Annotated in this window: 21 protein-coding genes; 12 read left to right on the top strand and 9 right to left on the bottom strand. The window is 61.5% G+C overall.

The annotated features are described in order from the left end of the window. Window position 1: 1 nt before the first annotated feature. From ACA053_RS29335 to ACA053_RS29305, 7 genes are read right to left on the bottom strand one after another with little or no spacing between them, the layout of a single operon-like run. On the bottom strand, window positions 2-1,132 hold the full coding sequence (locus ACA053_RS29335) for a glycosyltransferase family 4 protein (RefSeq protein WP_497394274.1): 1,131 nt from the start codon (window positions 1,130-1,132) through the stop codon (window positions 2-4). After that, window positions 1,116-2,483, bottom strand: coding sequence for a glycosyltransferase family 4 protein (locus ACA053_RS29330; RefSeq protein ID WP_497394273.1), 1,368 nt, complete (start codon window positions 2,481-2,483; stop codon window positions 1,116-1,118). The genes ACA053_RS29335 and ACA053_RS29330 overlap by 17 nt, the downstream gene beginning before the upstream one ends. Further along, entirely contained in the window at window positions 2,480-3,730 is a 1,251-nt protein-coding gene (locus ACA053_RS29325) for an ABC transporter ATP-binding protein (protein ID WP_497394272.1), read from the bottom strand. The genes ACA053_RS29330 and ACA053_RS29325 overlap by 4 nt, the downstream gene beginning before the upstream one ends. After that, the gene (locus ACA053_RS29320; RefSeq protein WP_109626927.1) at window positions 3,730-4,527 is read right to left on the bottom strand and encodes an ABC transporter permease; all 798 of its coding nucleotides are present in this window, start codon (window positions 4,525-4,527) and stop codon (window positions 3,730-3,732) included. Before ACA053_RS29320 ends, ACA053_RS29325 begins: the two co-directional genes overlap by 1 nt. Beyond that, window positions 4,528-5,970 carry a mannose-1-phosphate guanylyltransferase/mannose-6-phosphate isomerase gene (locus ACA053_RS29315; RefSeq protein ID WP_497394270.1) on the bottom strand — a complete coding sequence of 481 codons (1,443 nt, stop codon included), beginning with the start codon at window positions 5,968-5,970 and terminating at the stop codon, window positions 4,528-4,530. 3 nt (window positions 5,971-5,973) lie between these two features. Continuing rightward, window positions 5,974-6,945 (bottom strand): GDP-mannose 4,6-dehydratase, encoded by a 972-nt coding sequence (gene gmd, locus ACA053_RS29310; protein WP_497394269.1) that lies wholly within the window; start codon window positions 6,943-6,945, stop codon window positions 5,974-5,976. After that, complete coding sequence (locus ACA053_RS29305) at window positions 6,942-7,856, bottom strand: GDP-mannose 4,6-dehydratase (protein ID WP_497394268.1); 915 nt, start codon at window positions 7,854-7,856, stop codon at window positions 6,942-6,944. The genes gmd and ACA053_RS29305 overlap by 4 nt, the downstream gene beginning before the upstream one ends. Window positions 7,857-8,284: 428 nt before the next feature. On the opposite strand from ACA053_RS29305, the gene ACA053_RS29300 reads away from it, so the two are divergent. The 6 genes from ACA053_RS29300 (at window position 8,285) to ACA053_RS29275 (ending at window position 16,680) form a co-directional block, all read left to right on the top strand. Continuing rightward, on the top strand, window positions 8,285-9,862 hold the full coding sequence (locus tag ACA053_RS29300; protein ID WP_497394267.1) for a glycosyltransferase: 1,578 nt from the start codon (window positions 8,285-8,287) through the stop codon (window positions 9,860-9,862). Beyond that, window positions 9,856-11,154 carry a glycosyltransferase gene (locus ACA053_RS29295; RefSeq protein ID WP_497394266.1) on the top strand — a complete coding sequence of 433 codons (1,299 nt, stop codon included), beginning with the start codon at window positions 9,856-9,858 and terminating at the stop codon, window positions 11,152-11,154. The genes ACA053_RS29300 and ACA053_RS29295 overlap by 7 nt, the downstream gene beginning before the upstream one ends. 52 nt (window positions 11,155-11,206) lie before the next feature. Continuing rightward, window positions 11,207-12,364 carry an acyltransferase family protein gene (locus ACA053_RS29290; RefSeq protein ID WP_497314648.1) on the top strand — a complete coding sequence of 386 codons (1,158 nt, stop codon included), beginning with the start codon at window positions 11,207-11,209 and terminating at the stop codon, window positions 12,362-12,364. After that, a complete protein-coding gene (locus ACA053_RS29285; protein ID WP_497394265.1) occupies window positions 12,358-13,194 on the top strand; it encodes a class I SAM-dependent methyltransferase in 837 nt (278 codons plus the stop codon). Before ACA053_RS29290 ends, ACA053_RS29285 begins: the two co-directional genes overlap by 7 nt. 182 nt (window positions 13,195-13,376) lie before the next feature. Beyond that, window positions 13,377-14,573 (top strand): DUF3142 domain-containing protein, encoded by a 1,197-nt coding sequence (locus ACA053_RS29280; RefSeq protein WP_497394264.1) that lies wholly within the window; start codon window positions 13,377-13,379, stop codon window positions 14,571-14,573. After that, complete coding sequence (locus tag ACA053_RS29275; protein WP_497394262.1) at window positions 14,560-16,680, top strand: hypothetical protein; 2,121 nt, start codon at window positions 14,560-14,562, stop codon at window positions 16,678-16,680. The genes ACA053_RS29280 and ACA053_RS29275 overlap by 14 nt, the downstream gene beginning before the upstream one ends. A 3-nt stretch (window positions 16,681-16,683) precedes the next feature. On the opposite strand, the gene ACA053_RS29270 is transcribed toward ACA053_RS29275, so the two are convergent. After that, the gene (locus ACA053_RS29270; protein ID WP_109635909.1) at window positions 16,684-17,313 is read right to left on the bottom strand and encodes a LysE family translocator; all 630 of its coding nucleotides are present in this window, start codon (window positions 17,311-17,313) and stop codon (window positions 16,684-16,686) included. 145 nt (window positions 17,314-17,458) lie between these two features. On the opposite strand from ACA053_RS29270, the gene ACA053_RS29265 reads away from it, so the two are divergent. Further along, entirely contained in the window at window positions 17,459-17,932 is a 474-nt protein-coding gene (locus ACA053_RS29265) for an Lrp/AsnC family transcriptional regulator (RefSeq protein ID WP_497314640.1), read from the top strand. Window positions 17,933-18,036: 104 nt separating this feature from the next. Here ACA053_RS29265 and lpdA read toward each other — a convergent pair whose 3' ends face one another. Continuing rightward, window positions 18,037-19,437: a dihydrolipoyl dehydrogenase gene (gene lpdA / locus ACA053_RS29260; RefSeq protein WP_497394261.1), complete on the bottom strand. Its 1,401-nt coding sequence runs from the start codon at window positions 19,435-19,437 to the stop codon at window positions 18,037-18,039. Between the two features lie 216 nt (window positions 19,438-19,653). Here lpdA and hflK (ACA053_RS29255) point away from each other — a divergent pair, with 216 nt between their 5' ends. The 5 genes from hflK (ACA053_RS29255) (at window position 19,654) to bufA2 (ending at window position 25,981) form a co-directional block, all read left to right on the top strand. After that, complete coding sequence (hflK, locus tag ACA053_RS29255) at window positions 19,654-21,612, top strand: protease modulator HflK (RefSeq protein ID WP_497314637.1); 1,959 nt, start codon at window positions 19,654-19,656, stop codon at window positions 21,610-21,612. Further along, on the top strand, window positions 21,609-22,643 hold the full coding sequence (gene hflC, locus ACA053_RS29250; protein WP_497314635.1) for a protease modulator HflC: 1,035 nt from the start codon (window positions 21,609-21,611) through the stop codon (window positions 22,641-22,643). Before hflK (ACA053_RS29255) ends, hflC begins: the two co-directional genes overlap by 4 nt. After that, window positions 22,640-23,698, top strand: a complete 1,059-nt coding sequence (gene hflK / locus ACA053_RS29245; RefSeq protein WP_497394259.1) for a protease modulator HflK — start codon at window positions 22,640-22,642, stop codon at window positions 23,696-23,698. Before hflC ends, hflK (ACA053_RS29245) begins: the two co-directional genes overlap by 4 nt. Continuing rightward, window positions 23,695-25,605, top strand: a complete 1,911-nt coding sequence (locus ACA053_RS29240) for a cation-translocating P-type ATPase (protein ID WP_497314631.1) — start codon at window positions 23,695-23,697, stop codon at window positions 25,603-25,605. The genes hflK (ACA053_RS29245) and ACA053_RS29240 overlap by 4 nt, the downstream gene beginning before the upstream one ends. 121 nt (window positions 25,606-25,726) lie before the next feature. After that, entirely contained in the window at window positions 25,727-25,981 is a 255-nt protein-coding gene (bufA2, locus tag ACA053_RS29235; RefSeq protein ID WP_109626897.1) for a BufA2 family periplasmic bufferin-type metallophore, read from the top strand. The last annotated feature ends 43 nt before the right edge of the window (window positions 25,982-26,024 follow it).

Genomic DNA, 26,024 nt, shown 5'->3' with positions numbered 1-26,024 from the left:
ATCAGTCTCCCATAGCCTGGCGGTAAGCGCGGGCCGTGGCCTTCGCGCAACGCGCCCAGGAAAAAAGCTTCGCTTGTTGCAAACCGGCTTCGCGACAGACCTGCCAATGCAGCGGGTCGTCGATGAGTCGGCTCATGGCATCGCGCAATTGGTCCGGATCGTCCGGTGCTATGTAGTTGCCGGCGGCGCCCGCGACTTCCGGCATGGCCGAATGCCGGGTCAGGATCACCGGCGTGCCGCTGGCCATGGCTTCCAGGACGGGCAGGCCGAACCCTTCGTACAACGAGGGAAAGACCAAGGCCCGGGCGCCGGCCAGCAGTTGTGCCAGCGCTTCATCGGGCAGATAGCCCAGCAGGCACACATCGCCGGTGGCCAGGGCGGCGCGCAATTCGTCACTGAACTGTTCGCCCTGCCAACCGGCCATGCCGGCGATCAGCAGTGGAAAACGCTGGCGCACGGCTTCCGGTAGTCGGGCGTGGGCACGCAGGGCCAGCGTCAGGTTCTTGCGCGGCTCAAGGGTGCCGACGCACAGAAAGTATTCCCGCGCCTCAACGCCGTGGGCCTTGAGCACCGCGTCGATGGCTTCAGGTTCCCGTGGATGGAAACGTGCGGCCACGCCCAGCGGCGCGACGACAAAACGCTCGGCCGGCAGTGCGAAATACGCTTGGGCTTCGTCGGCAATGTACTGCGAGTCGGTGAGAATCAGACTCGCCCGCTGCACGCCGTCGGCCAGTCGCCGCTCGATTTCCCGCAGGCGCGAGGGGGGTTGCGTCTCGGGGTAGTGCAGGTGCGTCAGGTCATGCAGGGTGATGACCGTCGGGCCGTCGAACGACAGCGGCCACAGGCTCGGTTCGTGATAGAGGTCGATGGTCTTCGAGCGCCCTTGATCGAAGCGTTTCTGCTCCAGCCAGCGCCGGGCCTGATAAGCCCCCGGAATCTGTCGCAGCAACGGCGTCAGTCGCGAGTAGCCGGGCATGGCGGCTTCCGGCAAATCCGAACTCCAGCCCCAACCGTGGAACAGCGTCAGTTCGACATCGGGCTCATCAGCCAGGGCGTTCGCCAGTTCGGCGACGTAATGGCCGATGCCGGTGCGCGGGGCTTGCAGGATCCGGGCGTTAAGGGCAATTCGCATGTTGCCTCTCTTGCACGACCGGCGCTTCTGCCAGATTGCGCACGGTGCGTTCGGCCAGTTGCGCACTGGCTTCACGCCAGCCGATCCACTGCCAGTCCGCCACACTGCGAACCGCCGGGAATTGCCCCGAGCGTTCGAAACCGGTGACCAGGTCTGCCAGGCTTTGCGGTTCGGCCAAATCAAAGTACGCCATGAACTCGCCACCGATTTCGCGGAAGATCGGAATGTCGCTGCCCATGGCCGGCAAACCGCGTTGCATCGCTTCGACCAGGGGCAGGCCGAAGCCTTCGACCCAGGACGGAAACACCAGCGCGCTGGCGTGGGAATAGGCGTGTTCGAGGCTGGTGTCGCTCAGGTCGTTGAACATGAACAGGCGTTGGTTCAGTTGCGGGTGATTGCGCACGCGGGCGAGCAGGGCGTCGCACTTCCAGCCGATACGCCCGGCGATGCACAACCGGGCGTGCGAACCCGAGGCCCAGGCGCGTTCGAAAGCGTCGAGCAGGTAATCGTGGTTCTTACGCGGCTCGATGGTGCTGACCATCAAAAAAACCGGTTCCGGCGTTTCGAATACGCGCGTCAGTCGTGGCTCGACGGCAGCGGTGGCTTCGCTCAGGTCCAGCTCGGAACCGAGGTGAAAATAGTCGAACCACAGCGCATCGGCTTTGGCCGGGCCCAGCCGGTGCTGCAGTTCTTCTCGTACCTGATCGCGCACCGTGGCCGAAATCGCCACGTAGCCGTCAGCGGTTTGGGTGATCCAGTTGAACCACTCGTTGAAAATCTGCACCAGCCGCGTGTCGTAGAACTGTGGGTGAGTCAGCGGGATGAGGTCGTAGATCACCGAAACGATGCCCACGCCTTCACGCTTGAGCTGTTCGGCAAACGGGAAGAAATCGCTGTGCCAGGAAGAGTCCAGCAACACCAGTTGATCGCCCGGCTGATGCTGCAGCGGCGAGCACCGTTTGGGCAGTTGATACTGATTGATGGCCTCGATCAGCCGTATCGGCAGGCTGAAGCAGGTAATGGCTGTGAGGCGGTAGGCCACGTGCAGCAGGCGCTTGATCACTCGCGAGTTGCTGCGTTTGTGCAAGCGTTGATGCAGTTGCCAGAAACGATGAGCAAGGCGTCCCAATCGTCCGCCGAAGGTCATCAAACCATCGAAAAACGGGATGTTCAACGCGCCGAGTTTCAGCACCCGATAGAGTTTGCCTTTGAGCATCACCACCGGAATGCACTCGACACCCTCGACACTGTCCGGCAGCTGATTGATGACGTTACGCACCACCCGCTGAATGCCCGAATTGACCTTGGGGTGCTGGAACACGTGGGTGCATTCCACCAGGAGACGGGTCATGGCGTGCGCTCCGAAACAGTCGACCCGGAGCGGGTAATGGTGGTTTTCGCCGCCAGCCACGAGCAGCCCACGAAGTCTTCATGCCGGTTGTTGATCACGTGGAACACCAACCCGTAATCGCGCCATTCGTAGTTGCGGTCCAGATGCGAGTCCAGCCGCGACAGACTCAGGGACACGGAATAATTGCCCTTGCCCAGGCCCATGACGAAGGCAAAACGGTACGTGTAGCGCTCTCCTGCGTGCAGATCGGTCAGGGCCTTGTCCTGGCGATGGGTGTTGATGCCATACATCATCTGACCCAGGCGGTCCTTGAGGATGAAGCCCAGCACCAATCGCTCGATGTCCTGACGGACTTCGACCTGGACTTCCAGCACCACGGCCTGGCCGACCTCGGCGGCGTCGATGGAACGTTCATTCTCGTCCAGCAACCGCACACTGAGGATGCCCGCTTCACCGGTGCCGGAAATCGTTTGCACTTCCCCGTCCGCGAGCATTTCCTGACGCACGATCTGGCCTTCACGTTCGGCCATCATGGCGTTGTAATAGTCCAGGACCGCTTCGGGTTTGCCGTGCATGGCCATGCGGCCGTCCTTGAGCAGGATGGCAGAATCGCAAATCGCCTGGATGGCCGAGCGGTCGTGGGACACGATCAGCAGGGTGGTGCCGGCCTTGCGGAAGCTGCGGATGCGTTCGAAGCTCTTGTGCTGGAAGTAGGCATCGCCCACGGACAGCGCTTCGTCGACGATCAGGATGTCCGGACGTCGAGCGGTGGCCACGCTGAACGCCAGGCGCATCTGCATGCCGCTGGAGTAGGTCCGCACCGGATGGTCGATGGCTTCGCCGATCTCCGCGAAATGTTCGATCTCGGGCATCAGCGCTTCAATGTCATCGACCTGCATGCCCAGCAATTGCCCGGCCATGATTGCATTCTGTCGACCGGTAAAGTCCGGGTGAAACCCCATGCCCAGTTCCAGCAGCGCCGCCACCCGGCCTTCGAGTACGATCTTGCCGCACGTCGGTTGGGTGGTGCCGGTGATCATCTTCAACAAGGTGCTTTTGCCCGCACCGTTGACCCCGACGATGCCCACCGCTTCACCGGGGGCGATCTCGAATTCGACGTCTTGCAGCACCCAGTGCTCGTGGTGACGCTTGGGCGAGAACGGGATCAGCCACTCGGCCAGTCGGCTCCAGCGGTTCGGGTATTGCTTGTAGGCCTTGCCCAGGCCGGTGACGCGAATATGCCCCATCAGAGTTCATCCACCATTTCGCCGACGCGCTGGCGAAACAGACGCAGCCCGATCAGACAGAACACCACGCCGGTGACAAAAATCGGCAGCAGCGAACTCCAGACCGGCCATTGCCCATAGAGAAACATGTTTTGATAGCTGACGATCAGGTTGGTCAGTGGGTTGAGTTGCAGCAGGCGCTGAACCCAGTCCGGCAGGATGCTCATCGGGTACACAATGGGCGTCAGCCAGAACCAGAATTGCAGGCAGATGCCGAAGAGTTGCCCGACATCACGGAAGAAGACATTCAACACGCCGAGTATCATTCCCAGCCCGGCGCAGAACATCATTTGCAACGCCATTAGCGGTATCAACGCCAGCAACGCCATGCCCGGCCAACGTCCCGTGAACAGCAGAAAACCCAGGAACAGGCCGATGATGATCGCGAAGTTGATGCCGGCGTTGATCAAGACAATCACCGGCAGGCAGATCCGCGGGAAGCTGATTTTCTTCAACAGGTTGGCGTTTTCCAGAAACATGTTCTGGCTGCGCAGGGTGATTTCCGCAAACAGTCCCCAGGCGAGCAAGCCGCCGCACAGGTACACGCTGTAGGCCATGCTGTCATCCACACCCGGCAGGCGGGCGCGCATGATGTGAGAAAAAATCACGGTGTAGACGATGATCATCGACAGGGGATTGAGCACCGGCCATAGGGCACCAAACAGCGAATTGCGGTAACGCGCCTGAAACTCTCGCTGGACGCTACCGAGGATGAACCCTCGATGGCTGCACAGTGAGCGGTATAGGGAAAGCAGCATTCAAACCGTCCTGCCATATTGGTCTTCGAAGCGAACGATATCGTCCTCTCCCAGGTATTCGCCGCTTTGCACTTCAATGATCACCAGGTCGATCACGCCCGGGTTTTCCAGGCGATGCTTGTGGCCGGCGGCAATGAAAGTCGATTCGTTCTTGGCCACCAGGTGAGTGCCGGTGCCATTGTTGGTGACCTTGGCCATGCCTTCGACGACCACCCAGTGTTCATTGCGGTGATGGTGCATTTGCAGCGACAGCTTGGCGCCGGGTTTGACCACGATGCGCTTGATCTTGAAGCGCGGGCCTTCCTCGAGCACGGTGTAGGTGCCCCAAGGGCGGCTGACCGTGCGGTGCAGGCGATAGGCCTCGTGCTTTTTGTCCTTGAGCTGCTTGGCCACCCGGCGCACATCCTGGGCGCGATCGGCATGGGCCACCAGCACCGCGTCGGCGGTGTCGATGATGATCAAGTTATCCACACCCACTGCCGCCACCAGCCGGTCTTCGCTCTGGACAAAGTTGTTGTGGCTGTCGACGAACACCGCGTCCCCGCTGGCGCGATTGTTTTGCCTATCCGCCGGTACCAGCGCGGCCACTGCGCCCCAGGAACCGATGTCGCTCCAGTCGAAACCGGCGGGCACCACGACCACTTTGTCGGAGCGTTCCATCAAGGCGTAGTCGATGGAAATGTCAGTGATCTCGGCGAACAGCGCCGGGGACAATTCCTGTTGCAGGCACCCGGCGGTTTCCACGGGGGCGCTTTGCGCCATGCAGGTTTGCGTCTGCTCCAGCAGCTCGGGCGCGTGGACCTGCAGTTCGGCCAGTACGGTCGCGACCGAGAAGCAGAACATTCCCGAGTTCCACAGAAACTTGCCGCTTTCCAGGTACTGGGTGGCGGTTTGCAGATCCGGTTTTTCGACGAAGCGCTGCACCTTCGCGGCGCCTTTTCCGTCCAGCGCCGCGCCGGTCTCGATGTAACCGAAACCGGTTTCCGGGGCGGTCGGCACCACGCCGAACGTCACCAGGAAACCATCTTTGGCCAGTGCCATGGCGTGTTCGACCGCGGACTTCAAGGCATCTTCATTGAGGATCAAATGGTCGGCGGGCATCACCACCATGATCGCTTCATCGCCGTGCAGGGCTTGCAGCGACAGGGCCGCGGCAGCGATGGCCGGGGCCGTATTGCGGCCCGTCGGCTCCAGCAGAAAGTGCCCGCGATGGCGATTTAGCTGCGCCTCCTGATAGTGATCCTTGCTCTGGAAGTAATAGTCGCGGTTGGTCACCGTGACGATATCGCCCCAGCCATCGAGCAACCCGGCCGCCCGCCGATAGGTCTTGCCCAGCAGCGACTGGCCGTCGGGCAGGGTCATGAACGGCTTGGGATGGCCCTCGCGGGACACCGGCCACAAGCGAGTACCGGCACCGCCGGAGAGAATCACAGGAATCAGCATGGCCTACTCCTTGGCGACGCGTTTCATGTCCGCATCCATCATCATGCGGATCAAGGTATCCAGATCGGTTTTTGGCTTCCAGCCCAGTACGCGCTGGGCTTTGGCCGGGTTGCCGAGCAGCACTTCGACCTCGGCCGGGCGGAAGAACGCCGGGTCGATCTTGACGAAGTCGCGGTAGTTGAGCCCCACGTGGTCGAAGGCGATGCGGCACATCTCGCGTACGGTGGTGGTGACGCCGGTGGCGACCACGAAGTCGTCAGGCTTGTCCTGTTGCAGCATCAGCCACATGGCTTCGACGTAATCGCCGGCAAACCCCCAGTCGCGTTTGGCGTCGATGTTGCCCAGGCTCAGTTCCTGCTGTTTTCCCTGCTTGATGCGGGCGGCGGCGTCGGTCACTTTGCGGGTCACGAACTCGATGCCGCGTAGCGGTGATTCGTGGTTGAACAGGATCCCGCTGCTGGCGTGCAGGTTGAAGCTTTCGCGGTAGTTCACGGTGATCCAGTGGCCGTACAGCTTGGCCACGCCGTAAGGGCTGCGCGGGTAGAACGGCGTGTTCTCGTCCTGCTGCGCGGCCTGGATCAGGCCAAACATTTCGCTGGTCGACGCTTGGTAAAAACGCGTGTGCGGGCTGAACTGGCGGATCGCTTCGAGCAGATGAGTCACGCCCAGCCCGTCGACGATGCCGGTGGTGACCGGTTGATCCCAGGAGGCCGCGACGAAGCTTTGCGCCGCCAGGTTATAGATTTCGTCCGGGGCGGACTTGATCACCGCACGCTGCACCGAGCACGCATCGGCCATGTCGCCGTCCAGGTAAACGATGTCGCCCTCGACCCCCATCTCACGCAGACGCCAGCGCGCATCGCTGCTGCGCCGTGCCACCAGGCCGTGAACTTTATAACCCTTGTCGAGCAGCAGTTTGGCCAGATAGGCGCCGTCCTGACCGGTGATCCCTGTGATCAATGCACTTTTTGTCATTCTTCTTTTACTCGCTTCTCCCAGTCGGACAGGATCGCCCGCAGGGATTGTTGTGTTGTGATTTCAGGCGTCCATCCTGTGGTCTGGGCGAGCTTGGCATGGCTGCCACAAACGCGACGCTGATCCGCGCGGCGAAGACGCGCCGGATCCTGAATCAATTGCATGTCGACCTGGGCGAGGTCCCCCAACTGTTCGATCAAACTGCGGATGCTCTGCTCGCGCCCCGAGCAAATGTTGTAGACCTGCCCCGGCGTGCCCTTTTCCAGCAGCGCCAGATAGGCCGACACGACATCGCCGACATCAAGGAAATCGCGAGTGACATCAATGTCACCGACTTCCAGTTGCGGGGCTTGCAGGCCTTGTTTGATACGGTTGATCTGCCGCGCGGCGCTGGCGATGACAAAGCTGTCTTTCTGACCGGTGCCGATGTGGTTGAACGGGCGGGCGACCAGTACCGGCCAGCCTTCGCTCAGGCCCCATTGCAGGCTGAGGAACTCGGCCGACAGTTTGCTCACGGCATAGGGGTTGCGCGGGCAGGGTGGCTGGAGCTCGGTAATCGGCAGGTCTGATTCCATCACCTGGCCGTAGATGTCGCCGGAGCTGACGTACAGAAAGGTCCCGTTGAAGCCGCGGGCCTTGAGTGCCTGAAGCAGGTTCAGGGTGCCGAGCAGGTTGATATTCAGCGTGCGTACCGGATCGCGGAAGGCTTCGGGAACGAAGGTCTGGCCAGCCAGGTGAATGACCGCGTCGGGCATCTCGGGCCAGAGGCCGTCGAGGGTGCCGGGCTCAGCGAGATCGTAACGGGCGGCGACAGGCAGAAGCTCCCATTCCGAGGCACCGGCCTGCAGGCGAGATTGGATGTGTTGTCCTACGAATCCACTGAGACCCGTAACGAACAGACGCTTTTTCAAACAGCAGCCCCTTGGTCATGCATTTCGTCCATTCCCCACAGGCTCTATGGAGATGTCTGACAGACCGGGTGGATTCCTTGGTCGAAAGACAGGCGAAACGTTTGTTGTAGTTGTTTGGTAGCCAATCTGTGCCAATTACGCGGCAATTTCAACAGGTCCCACCGTGACCGGTCAGTTCTCGTTAGCGTAGCCCGATTTATTCTCGCCGGGCGGTTCACGAATCCTCAGCGGATGTGTTTAGAATGCCCCTCGTCACGATTACCCAGGGTTCGGCCGGGTGGTATTCACACCCCGCGAAACTGACCATTAAAACAAGAACGTAGACGGGCAAGAAGACGATGGACGACGACCGGCAAACTCCGGGTCGATCCGTGGCTTTGCCGTCATAGAGTGAGGCTGCCGGGATGGCGGTTTCATCGTGGGATGCCATGAATTTCATTCTTTACTCGGACGTCAACGACAGCTCCATCAGCCAGAGCCTCGGCCGTCCCGAATACAGTTATTACTTCGTGCTCAAGGCGTATCGCCCGGTGCTCGAAAGCCTCGGGCGGGTGCATGTGGTGTCCTCCACCGCCGAGGTCGATCCTCTTTATCGACAACTGTTGGCTGCCGGCGAAGACAGCCTGTTCCTGTCCTTTACGCCGCCGCAGAAAACCCCGAACGACCTTGAGTGCCCGACGATCTGCGTGGTGGCCTGGGAGTTCGACTCCATTCCCGATGAGCAGTGGGACAACGACCCGCGCCAGGACTGGACGCAAATGCTCGCGCGCCAGGGTCGGGTCATTACGCTTTCCAGTCACACGGCCCGGGCGATTCGGCGAGCCATGGGTGAAGACTTCCCCGTGCTGGTTTTGCCCACGCCACTGTGGGAGAACTTCGCGACGATTCGCAGCAACCACACCAGCGTCCCGGTCAATGCCGGTTCGACTCTGGAGATCAAGGGCTGCATTTTCGACACCCGTACCCTCGGGCTCAGCGCTGACGCACTGATCCCGGTCGTGCCCACGGCCGAAGAAATCGCCGCGCGAGAGGCTGAAGCGGAAGCCGCGAAGCCACCGCCGCTGACCTTGAAACGCCGCTTCGTCATTGCTCGCCATTACCTGCACCTGTGGCGCCGGGACATGGGCAAAACACTGCCCATCCCGGTGCATCGCACGCACTTTCTGAGCCAGTGGTATTGGGAAGGCGTTCGTGACTTGCTGTCGGACGCCGCTCATGAACGGCTTGCCGGGTTTTTGCCGGCCATCGCTGGCCCGCAGACGATGGCCGTGCATGAGCCTGAACCGCGTCAATGGCCGGACACCACTGGCCAGGTCGAGACTCACGTCGACGGCGTGGTGTACGTCACGGTGTTCAACCCCCGGGACGGTCGCAAGAACTGGCATCAATTGATCACCGCCTTCTGCTGGGCCTTCCGCGAAACGGAGGACGCCACGCTGGTGCTGAAGATTACCCAAAGCGACCTGTCGTCCTATTACGACGAACTGATGACCTTGCTCGCGCAACTTTCGCCGTTCGCCTGTCGGGTGGTGGTGATGCACGGCTACCTGGACGATCCGCAATATGCCCGGCTGTACGAAGCGGCCAGTTATTACGTTAACGCCTCGCGCTGCGAGGGTTTGTGCCTGCCGCTGATGGAGTTCATGGCCAGCGGCAAACCGGTGATTGCCCCGAACCACACCGCCATGGAGGATTACATCGATGAGCGTGTGGCGTTTGTGGTCAAGTCCAGCGAAGAGCTGACCATCTGGCCCCAGGACACCCGGATCATCTACCGGACCCTGCGTTATCGACCGGACTGGGGGTCGCTGAAAATCGCCTACGAAAACAGCTATCGGATGGCCAAGGAGCAACCGCAGGCGTACCAGCGCATGTCTGCCGACGCGGTCGAGCGTATGCGCGACTACTGCGCCTTCGCCCCGGTGCAGAAGCGCCTGGCGGATTTTTTCGGGCTGACGCCGCAGGTTTTGCCGGCAGCGGCTGTGACGGATAACGCCTCATGCTGATCATCATTCATTCGGAAACCAACCAGCACACCATTGCCCAGAACCTTGGCCGTTCGGAGTACAGCTATTACTTCGTGCTCAAGGAGTACCGGCCGGTGCTGGAACGCCTGGGGCGCGTGGTAGAAGTCAGGGATCCGCAGACCGAAGTCGATGCCTTGTACCTCGACGCGCTGTCCCGTGGTGAAGACTGCGTGTTCCTGTCGTTCTCGCCGCCGCATTGCACGCCGGTGCACTTCGCCTGTCCGACCTTGCCGGTGTTTGCGTGGGAATTCAGCACCATTCCCAACGAACCCTTTGCCGGTGAGCCGCGCAATGACTGGCGCACGGTTTTGCGCGCTTCAGGCGCGGCGATTACCCATTCCGGCTACACCGTGAACGCCGTGCACGAGGCGATGGGCGCCGACTATCCGATCGTCGCGGTGCCGGCGCCGGTGTGGGACCGATTCTCGGCGCGTGGCGCCCAGTTGCAGCGTCAACCACTGGCCAGCCAGGTGCGACTGAAGATCAAAGGCCTGGTGGCAGACAGCCGCACGCTCGACTTGCGGGCCTTTGGGCCGGCGCCTTTACGCGAAGGTGAAGGTATCGATTTCGAGGCGCCGCCCCGTGAACACGAGTTGGTGCTCGACGGCGTGATCTACACCTCAGTGTTCAACCCGGGTGACGGGCGCAAGAATTGGGAAGACATGCTCAGTGCCTTCTGCGTGACGTTCCGCGAGGTCGATGACGCGACGCTGGTGCTCAAACTGACCCACCACGACGCCGAAGCGGCGCTGACCGACATCCTTCACCATTTGTACAAAAACCAGTCTTACCGCTGCCGCATCGTGCTGATTTACGGCTACCTCGCGGATGCGGACTACGAGCAGCTGGTGCAGGCAACCAGCTACGTGGTCAACACCTCCTACGGCGAAGGCCAGTGCTTGCCGTTGATGGAGTTCATGTCCTGCGGCAAACCGGCCGTGGCGCCACGGACCACGGCGATGATCGATTACCTGGATGCCGACAATGCGTTCCTGATCGACTCCACCGACGAGCTGACGGCCTGGCCTCACGACCCGCGCAGGGCGTTCCGGACCCTGCGGTACGTGACGAACTGGGCGTCGTTGTGCCGCGCTTATCGGGCCAGCTATGACGTCGCCAAAAACGATGCCGGGCGTTACGCGCAGATGTCCGCGCATTCGGTGGCCAGCCTGGAAAAATTCTGCAGCCAGGCCACTGCCGAGCAACGGCTGAAAGTCTTCTTCGCGCAGCTCCTTGAAACCTGCGTCGCCGTGGATACCCCCGAAGCATGACCCGCGCAGCGTTGCATCGGGTATATAGCGGAGCAGCGTCCAGGAGGACGACATGAGTAACGACAGACGGATCATGGACATCGAATTGTTGCGCGGCATTGCAGTGCTCGGCGTGTTGTTCCATCACCTGCAAGACAGCCTGTTTGCGGCCCCGGTGCCGCTGTTGCAAGCCATCACCGCGTGGGGGCAGCCGTGGTGGGGCGTGGATCTGTTTTTCGCTATCTCCGGGTTTGTCATCGCACGCAGCCTGATCCCAGCGTTGCAGGGTTGCAGCACACGCCAGGAATACTGGCAGCAGACGCGCAACTTCTGGCTGCGCCGAGCCTTTCGATTGTTGCCGTCGGCGTGGTTGTGGCTGGCGCTGATGTTGCTGGCGTGTATTTTCCTCAATCGCTCCGGGGCGTTCGGCACGCTGCACGCCAACCTGCAAGCGACCCTGGCCGGGGTCGCGCAGTACGCCAACTTCCGCTTCGCCGACAGCTTCTATAACTATGAGTACGGCACCAGTTTCGTGTACTGGAGCCTGTCGCTGGAGGAACAGTTTTATTTGCTGTTTCCGCTGCTGATTCTGCTTTGTCGCAAGCACCTGGTCTGGGCCTTGCTGGCGCTGGTCGCGGTGCAGTTGTTCACGTTGCGCACGCCGATCCTGATGGTGGTTCGCACCGATGCGCTGGCACTCGGTATCTTGCTGGCGATGTGGAGTGCACAACCTTCGTATCTGCGCTGGGAGCCGACGTTTTTACGCCGTCCATGGGCCGGTCTGACGGCGTTGATCGCGCTGTCGCTGGTGCTCAGTTTCATGGCGACGGATCGCTTCACGTTTACCAACTACCGCATCGGCACGATTGCCGTGTTGTGCGCGGTGCTGGTGTGGATTGCTTCCTACAATCGCGATTACCTCCTGCCACGGGGCGCGTTCAAGAACCTGATGACGTGGGTCGGCAGTCGCTCCTACGGGATCTACCTGATCCACATTCCGGCTTATCTGCTGGTACGCGAATTCACCTTCCGCTTGCAGGGTGCCGGTCTGCCCAATCCCGGCGGCCATCCGATCCTGACACTGATGATTGCTGGCGGGTTGATCGCCTTGTTGAGCGAACTCAACTTCCGCTTTATCGAAATGCCCATGCGCAACCGCGGCGCCTCGCTGGTCAAACGCCTGGGCACGTCCCGAACAGCCGCCCAAACCTCTGGAGCCACCTCATGCTGAGCCTTTTGAAGAAACTCACGGCGGGTACGCCCGCTCCCGTGGCGCCTGTGGTGGACAAGGTCGAGAAGGTCGAGAAGGTCGATCCATACATGCTCGGCCTGCACGACGCGATGCTCAGCGGCTGGTTCAATCAGCAAACCGGCGAGCTGTTCACCGGGTTCCCGGTGACCGCCGAGGACACGCTGCTGGACGTCGGCTGCGGTGATGGCGGCAACGTGCATTTCTGCGGCATGCGCGGGGCGAAGATCATCATCGCCGACATCGACGCGGCCAAGGTCGAAGCCACCCGTCAGCGCCTGGGCGACACGCCGGCGCGCGAGGTCGAATGCCACGTCACCGACTGCAATCCTCTGCCGATCGTCGATGCGACGGCCACCCGCGTGGTGTCCACCGAAGTCATTGAACACGTGGACGATCCGGCGCAGTTTCTCGCCGAACTGGTCCGTGTCGGCAAACCGGGCGCGCTGTACTTGCTCAGCGTCCCGCACCCAAGCTCCGAAGACCTGCAAAAAGACATCGCGGCGCCCGAGTATTTTCAGAAGCCCAACCACATTCGCATCATCAGCGAAGAGCAGTTCAAGGCGATGGTCAGTGACGCGGGCCTGGAAGTGCTCAGCCACAGCCAGTACGGGTTTTACTGGTCGATGTGGATGCTGTTGTTCTGGGAAGCCAAGGTCGATTTCAGCAATCCCGACCACCCGCTGCTCAACCACTGGGCCGACACATGGCAGGCCATCCTGGCATCGCCCCGGGGGACTCAGATCAAGCAAGCGCTGGACGCGGTCGTGGCGAAAAGTCAGGTGATCATTGCCCGCAAGCCATTGGTGTAGGCACTCTCTGTAGCAGCTGCCTTGTGGCGAGGGGATTTATCCCCGTTCGGCTGCGAAGCAGCCGTCAATCCTGCAAACTCTGTGCGTCTGAAGGAATGCAGGGGGCTGCTTCGCAGCCCAACGGGGATAAATCCCCTCGCCACAGCGCGCTGCTCGGTAGCTGCTACAGAGAAAGGGGATTCATGTATTTTTTTGTTCGACTGGCGGCAGTGCTGGCCGCGGTAATGCTACTCAACAGTTGCGAGCAACAAGACGCGCCACCGCTCGATCAGCAACTCTACGTCTGGCAACGGCAATGGACGTCAGCCCACGACGCCGCCTTGCAAGACAGTCGCGCGGACTTCTCGACCTTGCGGGTGCTGGCCTTGCAGGCATTTCCCCAGGCGGGCTGGAGCCGGGCGCGGATCGATCCGGCGTTGCTCAAGCGTGATGGCCGGCCGCTTATTGCGGTGATCCGCCTCGATGGCCAACTCACGGCGCTGGATCAGGACGACGTCACGGCGCAGATCCAGCAAGTGCTCAGCGAGTGGCAAGGGCAGGGGCTGACGCTCTCCGGCGTCGAAATCGACCACGACGCCGGTAGCGCCCGGCTACCGGCTTACCGCGAATTTCTCACGCACTTGCGCGCGGTTTTACCTGCCGCTTTGCCGTTAAGCATCACCGCATTGCCTGCCTGGCTCGACAGCCCTGAATTGCCGACACTCTTGGCGACTGTCGACAGCAGCGTCTTGCAGGTGCATGCGGTGAGCGATCCGCGTCGTGGTTTGTTTGATCCGGACCAATCCAGGCAATGGGCCAACGCCTGGAGCCGCATCACCTCAAAACCCTTTTACCTCGCGCTGCCCGCCTATGGCGTGGCTCTGTTGCCGGGGGCCAGTGGTGCGCCGGTCATTGAAAGCGAAGTGCCCATCGAGCGGACCGGCAAACGTAGGGAATTGCTAGCGGACCCCTTGCAGCTGAGCACACTCGCCACCGAGCTACGCGCCGATCCACCGGAGCATCTGGCCGGCCTGATCTGGTTTCGTCTGCCGCTGGCGGGTGATCGTCGGGCCTGGAGCCTGAACACGCTGAGGGCCGTAGCTCGCGGAGATTCCCTCGACAGTCGCTTGAGTTTGAAACTCATCGCGCAAGACGACCTCTATGACATCAGCGTCAGCAATCAAGGCAACCTCGACAACGCCTGGCCCGAACGCGTAACGCTGGCGGTTCGCGGTTGCGATGGTGCCGATGCGCTGGCCGGTTATACATTGCAACAAAGCCCGGATCTGCTTACCTTCACCCGCCTGCGCGACGGCCGGATACCGGCCGGCGAGCAGCGCGCCATCGGTTGGGCACGCTGCGCACACATTGATCAAGGAGGTTCGAATGTTCACCCGTAACTGGCCCCGCCATTTGCTTTGCCTGAGCCTCAGCCTGCCGCTGGGTTCGGCGATGGCCTGCGGGCCGGACTTCCCGATGCGCTTGCTGGACAACCGCGCCCAATCGCTGGCGGAGCTGCCGGAAGGCAACTTCCAGTTCGAGATCAACCGCCTCGGGCACATGATCGCTGGGCTCAAGAACGTTGCGGCGTCCCCTTACAGCATGGAGGCGACTGACTACGCCGAGCAGCGGGACAAGGCCGAGCAGGCCGGTTTGACGGAGCAGCAGCAAGCCTTGGTCAAACAACTGCGCGCGCTGATCGATGCCCATCAAGTCGAAACCGACGGCGCGAGCCTGCCGGCCGAGCTTCGGTTCTATCTGGCGGGCGCGGCGGCGTTCAACGCCGGTGATCACGCGCTGGCCGCCGAATACTTCCAGAACGTGCTGGCGCTGCCGGCGGATCAACGCGCATTGCGCAGCACCTGGGCCGCTTATTCGCTGGGTCGTGCGCTGTTTGCCATGAGCGCCGAAGCGGACGCAGCGCCCGACCTGTTGGCGCAGGCGCAAACAGCTTTCGAGCAGGCCCTTCAGCTGAGTATCGAGGGTTTCAGCGACCCGCAGGAACTGGGTGTCGCCAGCCTCGGCGAACAAGCCCGCGTGGCGCGCACCGCCGGCGACTGGAACCGCGCCATCAACCTGTACGCCACGCAAAATCGTCACGGTTCGGCGGTGGGTTACACCTCGCTGAAGCTGTTGATGGCGGATCTGCTGGCGATGCCTGAGGATCAGTTGACCGAGTTGCTCAAGGGCAAACCGGTGCAGCAACTGGTGACCGCGTCGTTGATCAGTCGCCTGGGCTGGTCATTTGGTGATCAACCACCGAACGAACTGAAATTGATCAAACTCCTGCAAAGCAGCACGCGCGGCAGTCTGGACAACGCTGATCGGTTGGCGGCGATGAATTATCAGCAGGGCGATTACACCAGCGCCAAGGCGTTCCTTGAACACGCCGGGGACGGCGGTCTGGCGTGGTGGCTGCGGGCGAAACTGGCGCTGCGCGACGGCGACAAAAACGCAGCCGCCGCGGCGTATGCCAAGGCTGCCCAGGCTTTCCCGCAGAACGAGTCGTGGGGCGAGCGACGTACGCCCGACTACGATTTCGAAAGCCTGCAGCCCAAGTGCCGGGTCGAGGGTGAAAGCGCGATCCTGGCGCTGCAACGCGGCGATTACCTGCAAGCGTTCGATCAGCTTTATCGCAGCCAAAGCATCTATTGGTTCGACGCCGCGACCGTTGCCGAACGCGTATTGACGGTCGATGAACTCAAGCATTACGTCGACACCCAGGTGCCGGCGCCGCCAGCGCTCAGCCAGCAGGATCGTGACAACTACGTGCCGTTGCCGGTGGCGGCGCAACTGCGCAATCTGCTCGGGCGTCGCTTGCTGCGTGAAGAGCGCTACGACGAGGCGCTGGTCTACTTCGATAACCCGGATCTACAGAAAAAAGCCCGTTTGTATGCGCAACAGCGGCAGCTCGCCGATGCGGCGTGGTGGCCGACCAAGCGTGCGTCTGCGCTGTTCAACGCAGCCTGGACGGCACGCGAGTGGGGCATGGACATTCTCGGTTATGAAATGGCCCCGGACTACGCCACGTTTGGCGGCAATTACAGCCTGGAGACGGCTGAGCTGAAGGTTGGCCCATTGGTGGCCGAGGGTGAAGTCCAGCGCCAGCAAGCCAGTGCCGCGAAGCCCGACGAACGCTACCACTATCGATTCGTCGCAACGGCCTTGGCCAACCGCGCCGCCGATAACCTGCCTCACACCAGCCAGGCCTTTGCGGCGGTGTTGTGTTCAGCGGCGGGCTGGAACAGCAGCCTTGAAGACCAAAGCGCGCTGTACCAGCGCTATGTCAAGGAAGGGCCCTACGTGGAGTGGGCGGTGGATTTCGGCCACCAGTGCCCGTATCCCGACTTCGAAAATGCCAGCAAACGTTATGTCACCCAGGTGACTGACGCCACGCGTTCGGTGCTGCGGCCGTACAAGTGGCCGTTGCAGATCGGTGGTGTTATCGCGGTGACTGCGGCGGCGCTGTTGTTGCTCAACCGCCGTCGCCGTCGTAAGGCGCAGTAAGGTTCAGGCCTGTTGAACAAAGGTCAGCCGCAGGGCGAAGCCGATCAACAGACTGCCAAACAACCACTGTTGCAGGCGCTGGGCCGAGGGACTGCGTTGCAGCCAGCGGCCCAGTGCGGCGCCGGTCAAGGCGTAGGCGCTGTCGAACAGCAAACCGACGCCGACCAGCAGCACGCCCAATACCGCAAACTGCGCGAGCACGGGTCCTGCGTGAGGGTTGATGAACTGCGGCAACAGCACCGAGCAGAACAGCAGCGCCTTGGGGTTGAGCAGGTTGGTCAGCAAACCGCGCTGGATCGATGCGCGCCAGGACGATTTTTCACCTGTTGTGGCTGCGCCATTCAGGTTCGGCAACATCGTGGTTCGCAGGCACTGAATGCCGATCCACAGCAGGTACGCGGCCCCCGCCAGACGCACCACGTCGAAGGTCCACGGCGCAGCCTTGAACAGCGCCGCCAGCCCCAGCGCAGCCAACGCCACGTGGCAGCCGCGAGCAATGCCCAGACCCACCGCCGTCGCCAACGCCGCGCCTTTGCCCTGACGGGCACCGGTTTGCAGCAGCAGAATCATGTCCGGGCCAGGCAACAGATACACCACCGCCAATGCCATGAAAAACAGCCAGAGTCCTTCCACTTTGCACCCCATTCGTTGTCGATTTGGTAGCGCCAGTCTAGGGCGCAAGGGTGGGGCAGGTGCTTGCGTAGTCAGCTTCTAATGGATCGATAATTGGCATAACCTGCCACTTCGTGACGATCAAACCATCAGGATCTGCCAAACCATGAAACTGGACGCCTACGACCGCAAAATTCTCGCAGCCCTGCAACGGGACGGGCGCCTGAGCAATGTGCAACTGGCCGACGAGATCGGTTTGTCCGCGTCGCCGTGTTTGCGCCGGGTGCGGATGCTGGAGGAGGCGGGCGTGATTCGCGGCTATCAGGCCAATCTTGATCGTGATGAGGTGGGGCTTGGATTGACGGTGTTTGTCGGGGTCAAGGTTGAGCGCCACAACGATGAACAGGCCGACGCCTTTCGCTTGGCCGTGACGGCACTGCCCGAGGTGATTTCGGCGTTTCTGGTGTCAGGGGAATCGGACTTTCTGCTGCAAGTGGTGGTGCCGGATTTGCGCGGGTATGACCGCTTTCTCACGGAGCGATTGCTGAAATTGCCGGGTGTGAGTGATATCCGCAGCAACTTTGCGATTCACACGGTGAAGACGCCGGGGGCGTTGCCGTTGGGGCATTTGCCGCTTTAGACCGAGTCGACCCCTTCGCGAGCAAGCCCGCTCCCACAGGGGATTTGTGGCGTTCACAAAACCAGTGTGGGAGCGGGCTTGCCCGCGAAGGCGGCCAGGCTGGCTTACATCTGCGTCGCCATCCCCTCCACATTCATCGCCGCCTGACGCAACGCCTCGGACCGTGTCGGATGCGGGTGGCAAGTCAACGCAATGTCCTCAGCCGAAGCGCTGAACTCCATGGCCACGCAATACTCACCAATCATTTCACTGACACTCGGTCCTACAAGGTGCACGCCGAGAATCTCGTCGGTGCGTTCATCGGCCAGCACTTTGGCGAAGCCTTCGGTCTCGTGGTTGATCTTCGCCCGGCTGTTGGCGGTGAAAGGGAATTTACCGACCTTGTACGCGCGGCCTTCAGCCTTGAGCTGCTCTTCCGTCTTGCCGACGCTGGCCAACTCAGGCTTGGTGTAAATGACGTTGGGGATCAGGTCGTAGTTGACCTCTCCCGCCTTGCCGACGATCTGCTCGATGCAGGCCATGGCTTCATCTTCGGCCTTGTGGGCGAGCATCGGCCCGGACGTGACATCGCCGATCACCCACACGCCCGCAGCTTCGGTGCGGTGTCCCTTGTTGGCGAGCATGCCGCGCTTGTCGGTGGTGAGGCCGACGTTTTCCAACCCCAGGCCTTGGGTAAAAGGACGGCGACCGATGGACACCAACACGTAATCGGCTTCGAGCAGCTCGGCGGTGCCGCCCGCCGCCGGCTCCACGCTGAGCTGAACGCCGTTTGCCGAGGTGGTGGCGCTGGTCACTTTCGAGCTCAACTTGAAGCTGATGCCCTGTTTGCTTAATGAACGCTGCAGGGTTTTGCCTGCTTCTGCGTCCACACCGGGGCAGATGCGGTCGAGAAATTCGACCACCGTCACTTGAGCGCCCAGGCGTCGCCACACCGAGCCCAGTTCCAGGCCGATCACGCCGGCACCGATCACCACCAAGTGCTTCGGCACTTTAGCCAGTGACAGCGCGCCGGTGGAGTCGAGGATGCGCTTGTTATCGATCTCGACGCCGGGCAGGGGAGTGGGCTCGGAGCCGGTGGCAATGATGATGTCCTTGGCGCTCAGTTCGGTCTTGGCGCCCTGGCTGTCGGTCACCGTCACTTTGCCCGGCCCGTCGATGTGGCCCCAGCCTTTGATCCAGTCGACTTTGTTTTTGCGAAACAGAAACTCGATGCCCTTGGTCAGCCCGGTCACGCTTTCATCTTTCTGCTTCATCATCTGGGCGAGGTTAAGGGTGGGTTTGACCTCGATCCCCAGGTTGGCGAATTCCGTGCCCATGGCCGCGTCGTAGAGTTCCGAGGCATGCAAGAGCGCCTTGGACGGCATGCAACCGACGTTGAGGCAGGTGCCCCCGAGCGTCGCCCGGCCTTCCACGCACGCCGCTTTCAGGCCCAACTGACCTGCGCGGATCGCTGCGTTGTAACCGCCCGGGCCACCGCCCAGTATCACGACGTCATAAGTGCTCATGGATGTACTCCTGGACTGAAAGGGAATGGGCTGGATAACCGTAGTCTTTGATTAAAATTACGGACGTAATATGTGCGTTTGTGACTATTTCGGTCAAGGCTTCAGCAAGGCGACAGGTTGGGCATCTTTAGATAGAGCGAATTAGTACAAAAATTTCACCACTTTCGTTATATCGTAACGAATTGCGATACAGCTAATGATAAGCACTGGGGTGGTATGCAAGTCGATCTCGAAGTCGATGGAACGCAGGTAGCCGGGCTGCCGCGCTTTCAGCAGGCGGTCTTTCAAGGGCGGCGATTACGTCAGTTCGCGATCGGCCTGAGCGCCTTGGCGGCGGTCGGTCTGTTGTTGGCGTTTTTCGTCGGGTTGTTTGCGCCGCTGTCGCTGTGGGCGCCGTTGCTGGTAAGTCAAAGTGCCGGTTTGCTGGTGCTGATTGCGGGACTGCAATCGGCGTGGTGGGTGACTCAGTGGCGCGCACAAGCGATGAGCCCGACGCTGCCGGTAGTGGTAACGGAAGAAACCGTTGCTCCTGAAGGCTGGTATGAACGGCTGCTGGAGCGACTCAGTCAGCGCTGGGTGCGCATGCTCGGGCAGATCGGCGCACCAACCCTCTGGCTCGCCGGTTGGGCGCTGTTGACGATCTTCAGCATCAGTCAGTTCTGGAACCTCGCGCTGCCGCCCGCTGCATTGGGTTTATCGGCGAGTGTTGGCGCCGCGCTGTCGTTGTTGCTGGCCTTCGGTTTGCTGGTGCTTGAGCGTCAGCTCGCCCAGGAAAACATCGCCCAATGGCCGGAAGCGGGGCCGTTGGCGCAACTGAGCCGGGTGGCGATCATTTGCCTGGTACTCAGCGCGTTGTGTTTGTTGTTCGGTAGCGAAACCTCGGTCTGGCCGGTACGCCTCGCCGTATTGATCGGCTTGCTGCCAGGACTGGTCGCATTCGAGTTGCTGCTGCGCGCCGTGCTGTCGCTGTTCAGTCCTCGCCGTGAACAACTTGAACCGACATTGCTGGCGCGTAGTTTTGTCGCCGACATGCTGCGCTGGCCACCACAACCGTTGCTGGCGTTGCAGCACGAATTGCATAACCGCTTCGGTATCGACCTGCGGCAGATCTGGGCCTTCACCTACATGCGTCGGGCGTTTTTGCCGGTGATGACGGTGGTGGCGATTGTCGGATGGTCGCTCACCGGCGTTCACGAAATACCGCTGCAAGGGCGGGGCATCTACGAACGTTTCGGCAAACCGGTGGAAGTGTTCGGTCCAGGTTTGCACGCTGGTCTGCCGTGGCCATTGGGTCGGGTGCTGAATGTTGAAAACGGCGTGGTTCATGAGTTGGCAACGAGCGTTGGCGAAACGTCGGCGCCAGTCGTCCTGGAGCCGGCGGAAGGCCCGGCGCCGGCGATAGCCAATCGCTTGTGGGACGCCAGTCATGTGAACGATAAATCCCAGGTCATCGCCAGCAGCCGTGCCGACAAGCAGAGCTTTCAAATCGTCAACATGGACGTGCGTTTTGTCTATCGCATCGGTCTGACCGATCAAGCGGCGCTGGCCGCGACGTACAACAGCGCCGATGTACCGACGTTGATTCGCAGCACCGCCAGCCGGATTCTGGTTCACGACTTTGCCTCGCGAACCCTCGATGGTTTGCTCGGCGAAGACAGGGTAGGGCTGGCCGAAGAGATCGGTCGCGCCGTGCAATCTGATCTGCAGAAACTTGACAGCGGCGTGGAAATTCTCGCGACGGTGGTGGAGGCGATCCATCCGCCGGCCGGTGCGGCCAATGCTTATCACGGTGTTCAAGCAGCGCAGATTGGTGCCCAGGCGTTGATCTCCCGTGAACGCGGCGCGGCAGCCGAGGCGACCAATCAGGCGCAATTGCAGGCCAGCATCGCTCGCGATCAAGCGACTGCCAGTGCGCGTGAAATCAATTCCACCGCCCAGGCGGCTGATCTGAAATTCACGGCCGAGCAAAAGGCTTATGCCAGCGCCGGCCAGGCGTTCGTGTTGGAGCAGTATCTCAGCCAACTGACCCAAGGCCTGGCCAACGCCAAATTGCTGGTGCTCGATCATCGTCTCGGCGGCAGCGGCAATGCACCGACCATCGACTTACGAACCTTCACGCTGCCGGCCGATCCTGCGTCGCCGCGCACCAGCGCTCAGCCAGGAGCTGCCCATTGAGCCAGTCGCACACTCACGATCATGACGACCACGCCGGCCACGATCACGGCCATGGCGGACATCACCACGGTCACCACCATCACGGTGATCCACAGGAAGCCGGTCCATTCCCGTGGCGGCGCATGGGCTGGGCCGCGTTGCTCGTAGCATTCGCCATCGCGGCAGCGAGTCTGGTGCAGGTTCGCTCGGGAGAAGCCACGGTGATCACTCGCTTCGGCAATCCGTCGCGGGTGTTGCTGGAGCCGGGCCTTGGCTGGCGCTGGCCGGCCCCGTTTGAAGCGGCGATTCCTGTCGACTTGCGGCTGCGCACCACCTCCAGCGGCTTGCAGGATGTGGGCACGCGCGACGGTTTGCGCATCATTGTTCAAGCGTACGTGGCGTGGCAGGTGCAGGGTGATCCAGACAACGTGCAGCGCTTTATGCGCGCCGTGCAGAATCAGCCGGACGAAGCGGCGCGGCAGATTCGTACGTTTGTCGGTTCTGCGCTGGAAACCACCGCGAGCAGTTTTGATCTGGCCAACCTGGTGAACACCGACGCCAATCAAGTGCACATTGCCGATTTCGAAGCGCAGCTGCGTAAACAGATCGACCAACAGTTGCTGACCACGTATGGCGTCCGGGTGCTGCAAGTGGGCATCGAGCGTTTGACTCTGCCGTCGGTAACGCTAACCGCCACCGTCGATCGCATGCGTGCCGAGCGTGAAACAATTGCCACTGAACGCACCGCCATCGGCAAACGAGAGGCCGCGCAAATCCGGTCGGCTGCCGAGCGTGATGCGCGCATCGTGCAAGCCGATGCAACGGTCAAAGCGGCTGATATTGAAGCCCAATCACGGGTCGAAGCGGCGCAGATTTATGGTCGTGCCTACGCCGGTTCGCCGCAGCTTTACAACTTGCTGCGCTCCCTTGACACCTTGGGCACGATCGTCACCCCAGGCACCAAACTGATTTTGCGCACCGATGCCGCGCCTTTCCGGGTGTTGGTTGACGGTCCGCCGACCCTCGATAACAAGTCCGGGGCGCAGCCATGAATTTAGTTCCACGTGGAACACTTGAGTTAAGTAGCCCCTGGATTCAGGCCGGGCGGTTGGCTTTTCTGGCTCTATACGGCGTGACAATTCTCGCCGCGCTAGCTTGGGCATTCTCCAATGTGCGGCAGATCGATCCACAGAATCGCGCTGTGGTCCTGCACTTCGGCGCGCTGGATCGCATCCAGAATGCCGGGTTGCTGTTGGCGTGGCCGCGTCCCTTCGAGCAAGTGATTTTGTTGCCGGCAGCCGATCGGGTGATCGAGCGTCGGGTAGAAAATCTGCTTCGCAGCGATGCTGCATTGCAGGCCGACCGACTAGCGTCTTTCGCGACTCCGCTGAGCGATGCGCTTGCTGGCTCGGGCTATTTGCTGACCGGTGACGCGGGCGTGGTTCAACTGGATGTGCGGGTTTTCTACAAGGTCACCGAACCTTATGCCTTCGTGCTTCAAGGTGAACATGTGCTGCCGGCACTCGATCGACTGGTCACTCGCAGTGCCGTTGCACTCTCCGCCGCACGCGACCTCGACACCATTCTGGTGGCACGACCGGAGCTGATCGGCTCCGACAATCAGGCGGCCGAACGCCGCGAACGCCTGCGCGGTGATTTGGTGCAGGGCATCAATCAACGACTGGCCGAGCTGACCGCGACAGGGCAGGGACTGGGTATCGAAGCGACGCGAGTCGACGTGCAATCAAGTCTGCCCGGCCCAGCAGTGAATGCGTTCAATGCGGTGCTGACCGCCAGCCAGCAAGCGGATAAAGCCGTCGCCAATGCGCGCACCGAGGCCGAGAAGTTGACCCAGACCGCCAATGAACAAGGCGATCGAACACTGCAAGTCGCCCACGCCCAGGCGAGCGAACGACTGGCCAAAGCCTCGGCCGATACGGCCACGGTGTTGAGCCTGGCCAAGGCGCAACAGCAGGGCACCGACCCGCAAATGTTGCTGCGTATCTACCGCGAGCGAATGCCGAAGATTCTCGGCCAGGCCGGCTCGGTGACGACGGTCAACCCGAAAGACGATACCCGCCTGATCATTCAGGGAGCCGCACAATGACCGCCGAAACTGCCGCCGCACCGAGCCTGTTGTCCTCGGCTGAACAACGCAGCGCTGCACGCCAATTGACCCTGGCCATGCTCGCCCTTGGCTTGCTCAGCCTCGGTTTGGTCTGGCGCTGGCTGTCGCCGGAACAGATCGGCGTCAGTCAATTGCTGTTGGGTTTTGCTTCCTTACTGGTGGCTGTGCCGGTGATGCGATCGGCGTGGTACAGCTTGCGTTATCCGAGCCTGCACGGAATCACCGATCAGTTGATCGCCCTCGCCATGCTCGGCGCCTGGGCCACGGGTGATCTGCTGACCGCCGCGTTGTTGCCGATCATCATGATCTTCGGCCACGTACTGGAAGAGCGCAGTGTGATCGGTTCCCAGGAAGCGATTCGTGCGCTCGGCAAACTGACCCGCAGTCACGCACGCAAGGTTCAGGGGGACGGTGCCATCGTCGAGGTCGACAACGGCACACTTAAATCCGGCGACATTGTCGAGGTGCGGGCCGGTGACCGGGTGCCGGCCGATGGTCGGGTGTTGTCCGGTCAGGCGAGCCTCGACACGGCATCGATCACCGGTGAGTCGGTGCCGGTCGAGGCGGGCGTCGGCATGCAGGTTTTTGGCGGGGCGATCAACCTCGACGGTCTGCTGCGCCTCGAAGTGACGCGCACGGGCAGCGAATCGACCCTCGGTAAAGTCATCGCCCTCATGCAAAGCGCGGAGCGTTCGAAGCCGCCGATCACCCGTTTGCTCGAACGTTACGCCGGCAGCTACATGGTGTTGGTGTTGCTATTGGCCGCGGTGACCTGGTTTGTCACCAACGATGCCCAGGCGATGCTCGCGGTGTTGGTGGCGGCGTGTCCTTGCGCGTTGGTTTTGTCGGCACCGGCCACGGCAATTGCCGGCGTGGCGGTGGCGGCGCGGCACGGGATTCTGATCCGTAGTTCGGCGTTTCTGGAAGAGTTGGCGGACCTGACGTCGCTGGTGGTCGACAAAACGGGAACCCTGACCTTTGGCACCTTGCGCTTGCAGTCCATCGACAGCCCGTTGGCGGACCGCAGTCACGTGCTGAAACTCGCCGCCAGCCTCGGCTCGGCCAGCAGTCATCCGGTCAGCCGTGCGCTCGCCGGGTTGGTCACTCAGGAACATTTTCTGCTGCTCTCGGACATCCACGAGCGCCAAGGTCTGGGCGTCGTCGCGATGACGGAGCAAGGCGAGGCGGCGCTCGGTCGCCCGGAGTTGTTCGCGCAACTGGGCATCGCCACTTCAGTCGTTCCCGAACACGATGGCCCGATTGCCGGGCTGGCACTCAACGGTGAATTCCTTGCCTGGCTGTTGCTGGCCGACAGCGTCAAACCTGAGGCGCGATTTGCCTTGAGCGAATTACGTGAACTGGGGTTGGGCCGTCAGTTGCTGCTCACCGGTGACCGGCACAGCGTGGCGCACACGCTGGCGCGCGATGTCGGCATCAGCGACGTTGAAGCGCAGGCCTTGCCCGAGGACAAACTTAATCGCGTGCTGGCGGAGATCGGCAACGGTTTCCGGCCGATGGTGGTGGGGGATGGCATCAACGATTCATTGGCACTCAAGGCCGGCGTCGTGGGTGTGGCCATGGGCGCGGGTGGTGCGGACATCGCGCTGGCGTCGGCGGACATCGTGCTGATCGGCAGCGACCTGCGTCGCCTCGGCACCTGTGTGCGGTTGAGTCGCCAATGTCGGCAGACCTTGCAGGTCAACGTGATCATCGGGCTGGGCTGGACCCTGGCGATTGTTGCCTTCGCCGCGTTCGGCTGGCTCGGTGCAGCGGGGGCAATGATCGCAGCGTTGCTGCATAACCTCAGCACGTTGCTGGTACTCGGTAACGCTGGACGGTTGCTGCGCTTTCAGGAGCCATTGCTCAAGTTGAAGGACGAGCTTTAAGGGGCGCGAAACTCTTTTTTACTCCCTCTGTAACGCCGTTGGGGGCACTGCGCTCTAGTGCTGTGTCGGGACTGGACAAGCCGTCCAGCCGACACCACTGACGATTACCGAGGATATAAAAATGAACTTCAAAAACGCCACCGCCGGTGCTGCTCTCGCCTTCGCTGCTGCCACCCTGTTTGCCGGTGTCGCCACTCAGGCCCAAGCCGCGGACACTGCTCAGGTTCATTGCTACGGCGTGACTTCTTGCAAAGGCATGAACGATTGCAAGACTGCTGAAAATGCCTGCAAGGGCCAGGGTGTTTGCAAAGGTCACGGCTTCAAGGCAATGACTCAGACCGAGTGTGTGAAAGCAGGTGGCAAGGTCGGCGAGTAATCGACTACTGCATGCCGCCGCAGTGGTTTGCGCCACTGCGGCC

This window comes from Pseudomonas sp. LBUM1672 (assembly GCF_059695655.1).
This window is presented reverse-complemented; position numbering and strand designations above follow the sequence as displayed.

What these genes read in the sequence shown, in the direction of transcription:
- ACA053_RS29335 (WP_497394274.1), bottom strand. Translation starts at nt 1,132, where the DNA reads ATGCGAATTGCCCTTAACGCCCGGATCCTGCAAGCCCCGCGCACCGGC.
- ACA053_RS29330 (WP_497394273.1), bottom strand. Translation starts at nt 2,483, where the DNA reads ATGACCCGTCTCCTGGTGGAATGCACCCACGTGTTCCAGCACCCCAAG.
- ACA053_RS29325 (WP_497394272.1), bottom strand. Translation starts at nt 3,730, where the DNA reads ATGGGGCATATTCGCGTCACCGGCCTGGGCAAGGCCTACAAGCAATAC.
- ACA053_RS29320 (WP_109626927.1), bottom strand. Translation starts at nt 4,527, where the DNA reads ATGCTGCTTTCCCTATACCGCTCACTGTGCAGCCATCGAGGGTTCATC.
- ACA053_RS29315 (WP_497394270.1), bottom strand. Translation starts at nt 5,970, where the DNA reads ATGCTGATTCCTGTGATTCTCTCCGGCGGTGCCGGTACTCGCTTGTGG.
- gmd (WP_497394269.1), bottom strand. Translation starts at nt 6,945, where the DNA reads ATGACAAAAAGTGCATTGATCACAGGGATCACCGGTCAGGACGGCGCC.
- ACA053_RS29300 (WP_497394267.1), top strand. Translation starts at nt 8,285, where the DNA reads ATGAATTTCATTCTTTACTCGGACGTCAACGACAGCTCCATCAGCCAG.
- ACA053_RS29295 (WP_497394266.1), top strand. Translation starts at nt 9,856, where the DNA reads ATGCTGATCATCATTCATTCGGAAACCAACCAGCACACCATTGCCCAG.
- ACA053_RS29290 (WP_497314648.1), top strand. Translation starts at nt 11,207, where the DNA reads ATGAGTAACGACAGACGGATCATGGACATCGAATTGTTGCGCGGCATT.
- ACA053_RS29285 (WP_497394265.1), top strand. Translation starts at nt 12,358, where the DNA reads ATGCTGAGCCTTTTGAAGAAACTCACGGCGGGTACGCCCGCTCCCGTG.
- ACA053_RS29280 (WP_497394264.1), top strand. Translation starts at nt 13,377, where the DNA reads ATGTATTTTTTTGTTCGACTGGCGGCAGTGCTGGCCGCGGTAATGCTA.
- ACA053_RS29275 (WP_497394262.1), top strand. Translation starts at nt 14,560, where the DNA reads ATGTTCACCCGTAACTGGCCCCGCCATTTGCTTTGCCTGAGCCTCAGC.
- ACA053_RS29265 (WP_497314640.1), top strand. Translation starts at nt 17,459, where the DNA reads ATGAAACTGGACGCCTACGACCGCAAAATTCTCGCAGCCCTGCAACGG.
- lpdA (WP_497394261.1), bottom strand. Translation starts at nt 19,437, where the DNA reads ATGAGCACTTATGACGTCGTGATACTGGGCGGTGGCCCGGGCGGTTAC.
- hflK (WP_497314637.1), top strand. Translation starts at nt 19,654, where the DNA reads ATGCAAGTCGATCTCGAAGTCGATGGAACGCAGGTAGCCGGGCTGCCG.
- hflK (WP_497394259.1), top strand. Translation starts at nt 22,640, where the DNA reads ATGAATTTAGTTCCACGTGGAACACTTGAGTTAAGTAGCCCCTGGATT.
- ACA053_RS29240 (WP_497314631.1), top strand. Translation starts at nt 23,695, where the DNA reads ATGACCGCCGAAACTGCCGCCGCACCGAGCCTGTTGTCCTCGGCTGAA.
- bufA2 (WP_109626897.1), top strand. Translation starts at nt 25,727, where the DNA reads ATGAACTTCAAAAACGCCACCGCCGGTGCTGCTCTCGCCTTCGCTGCT.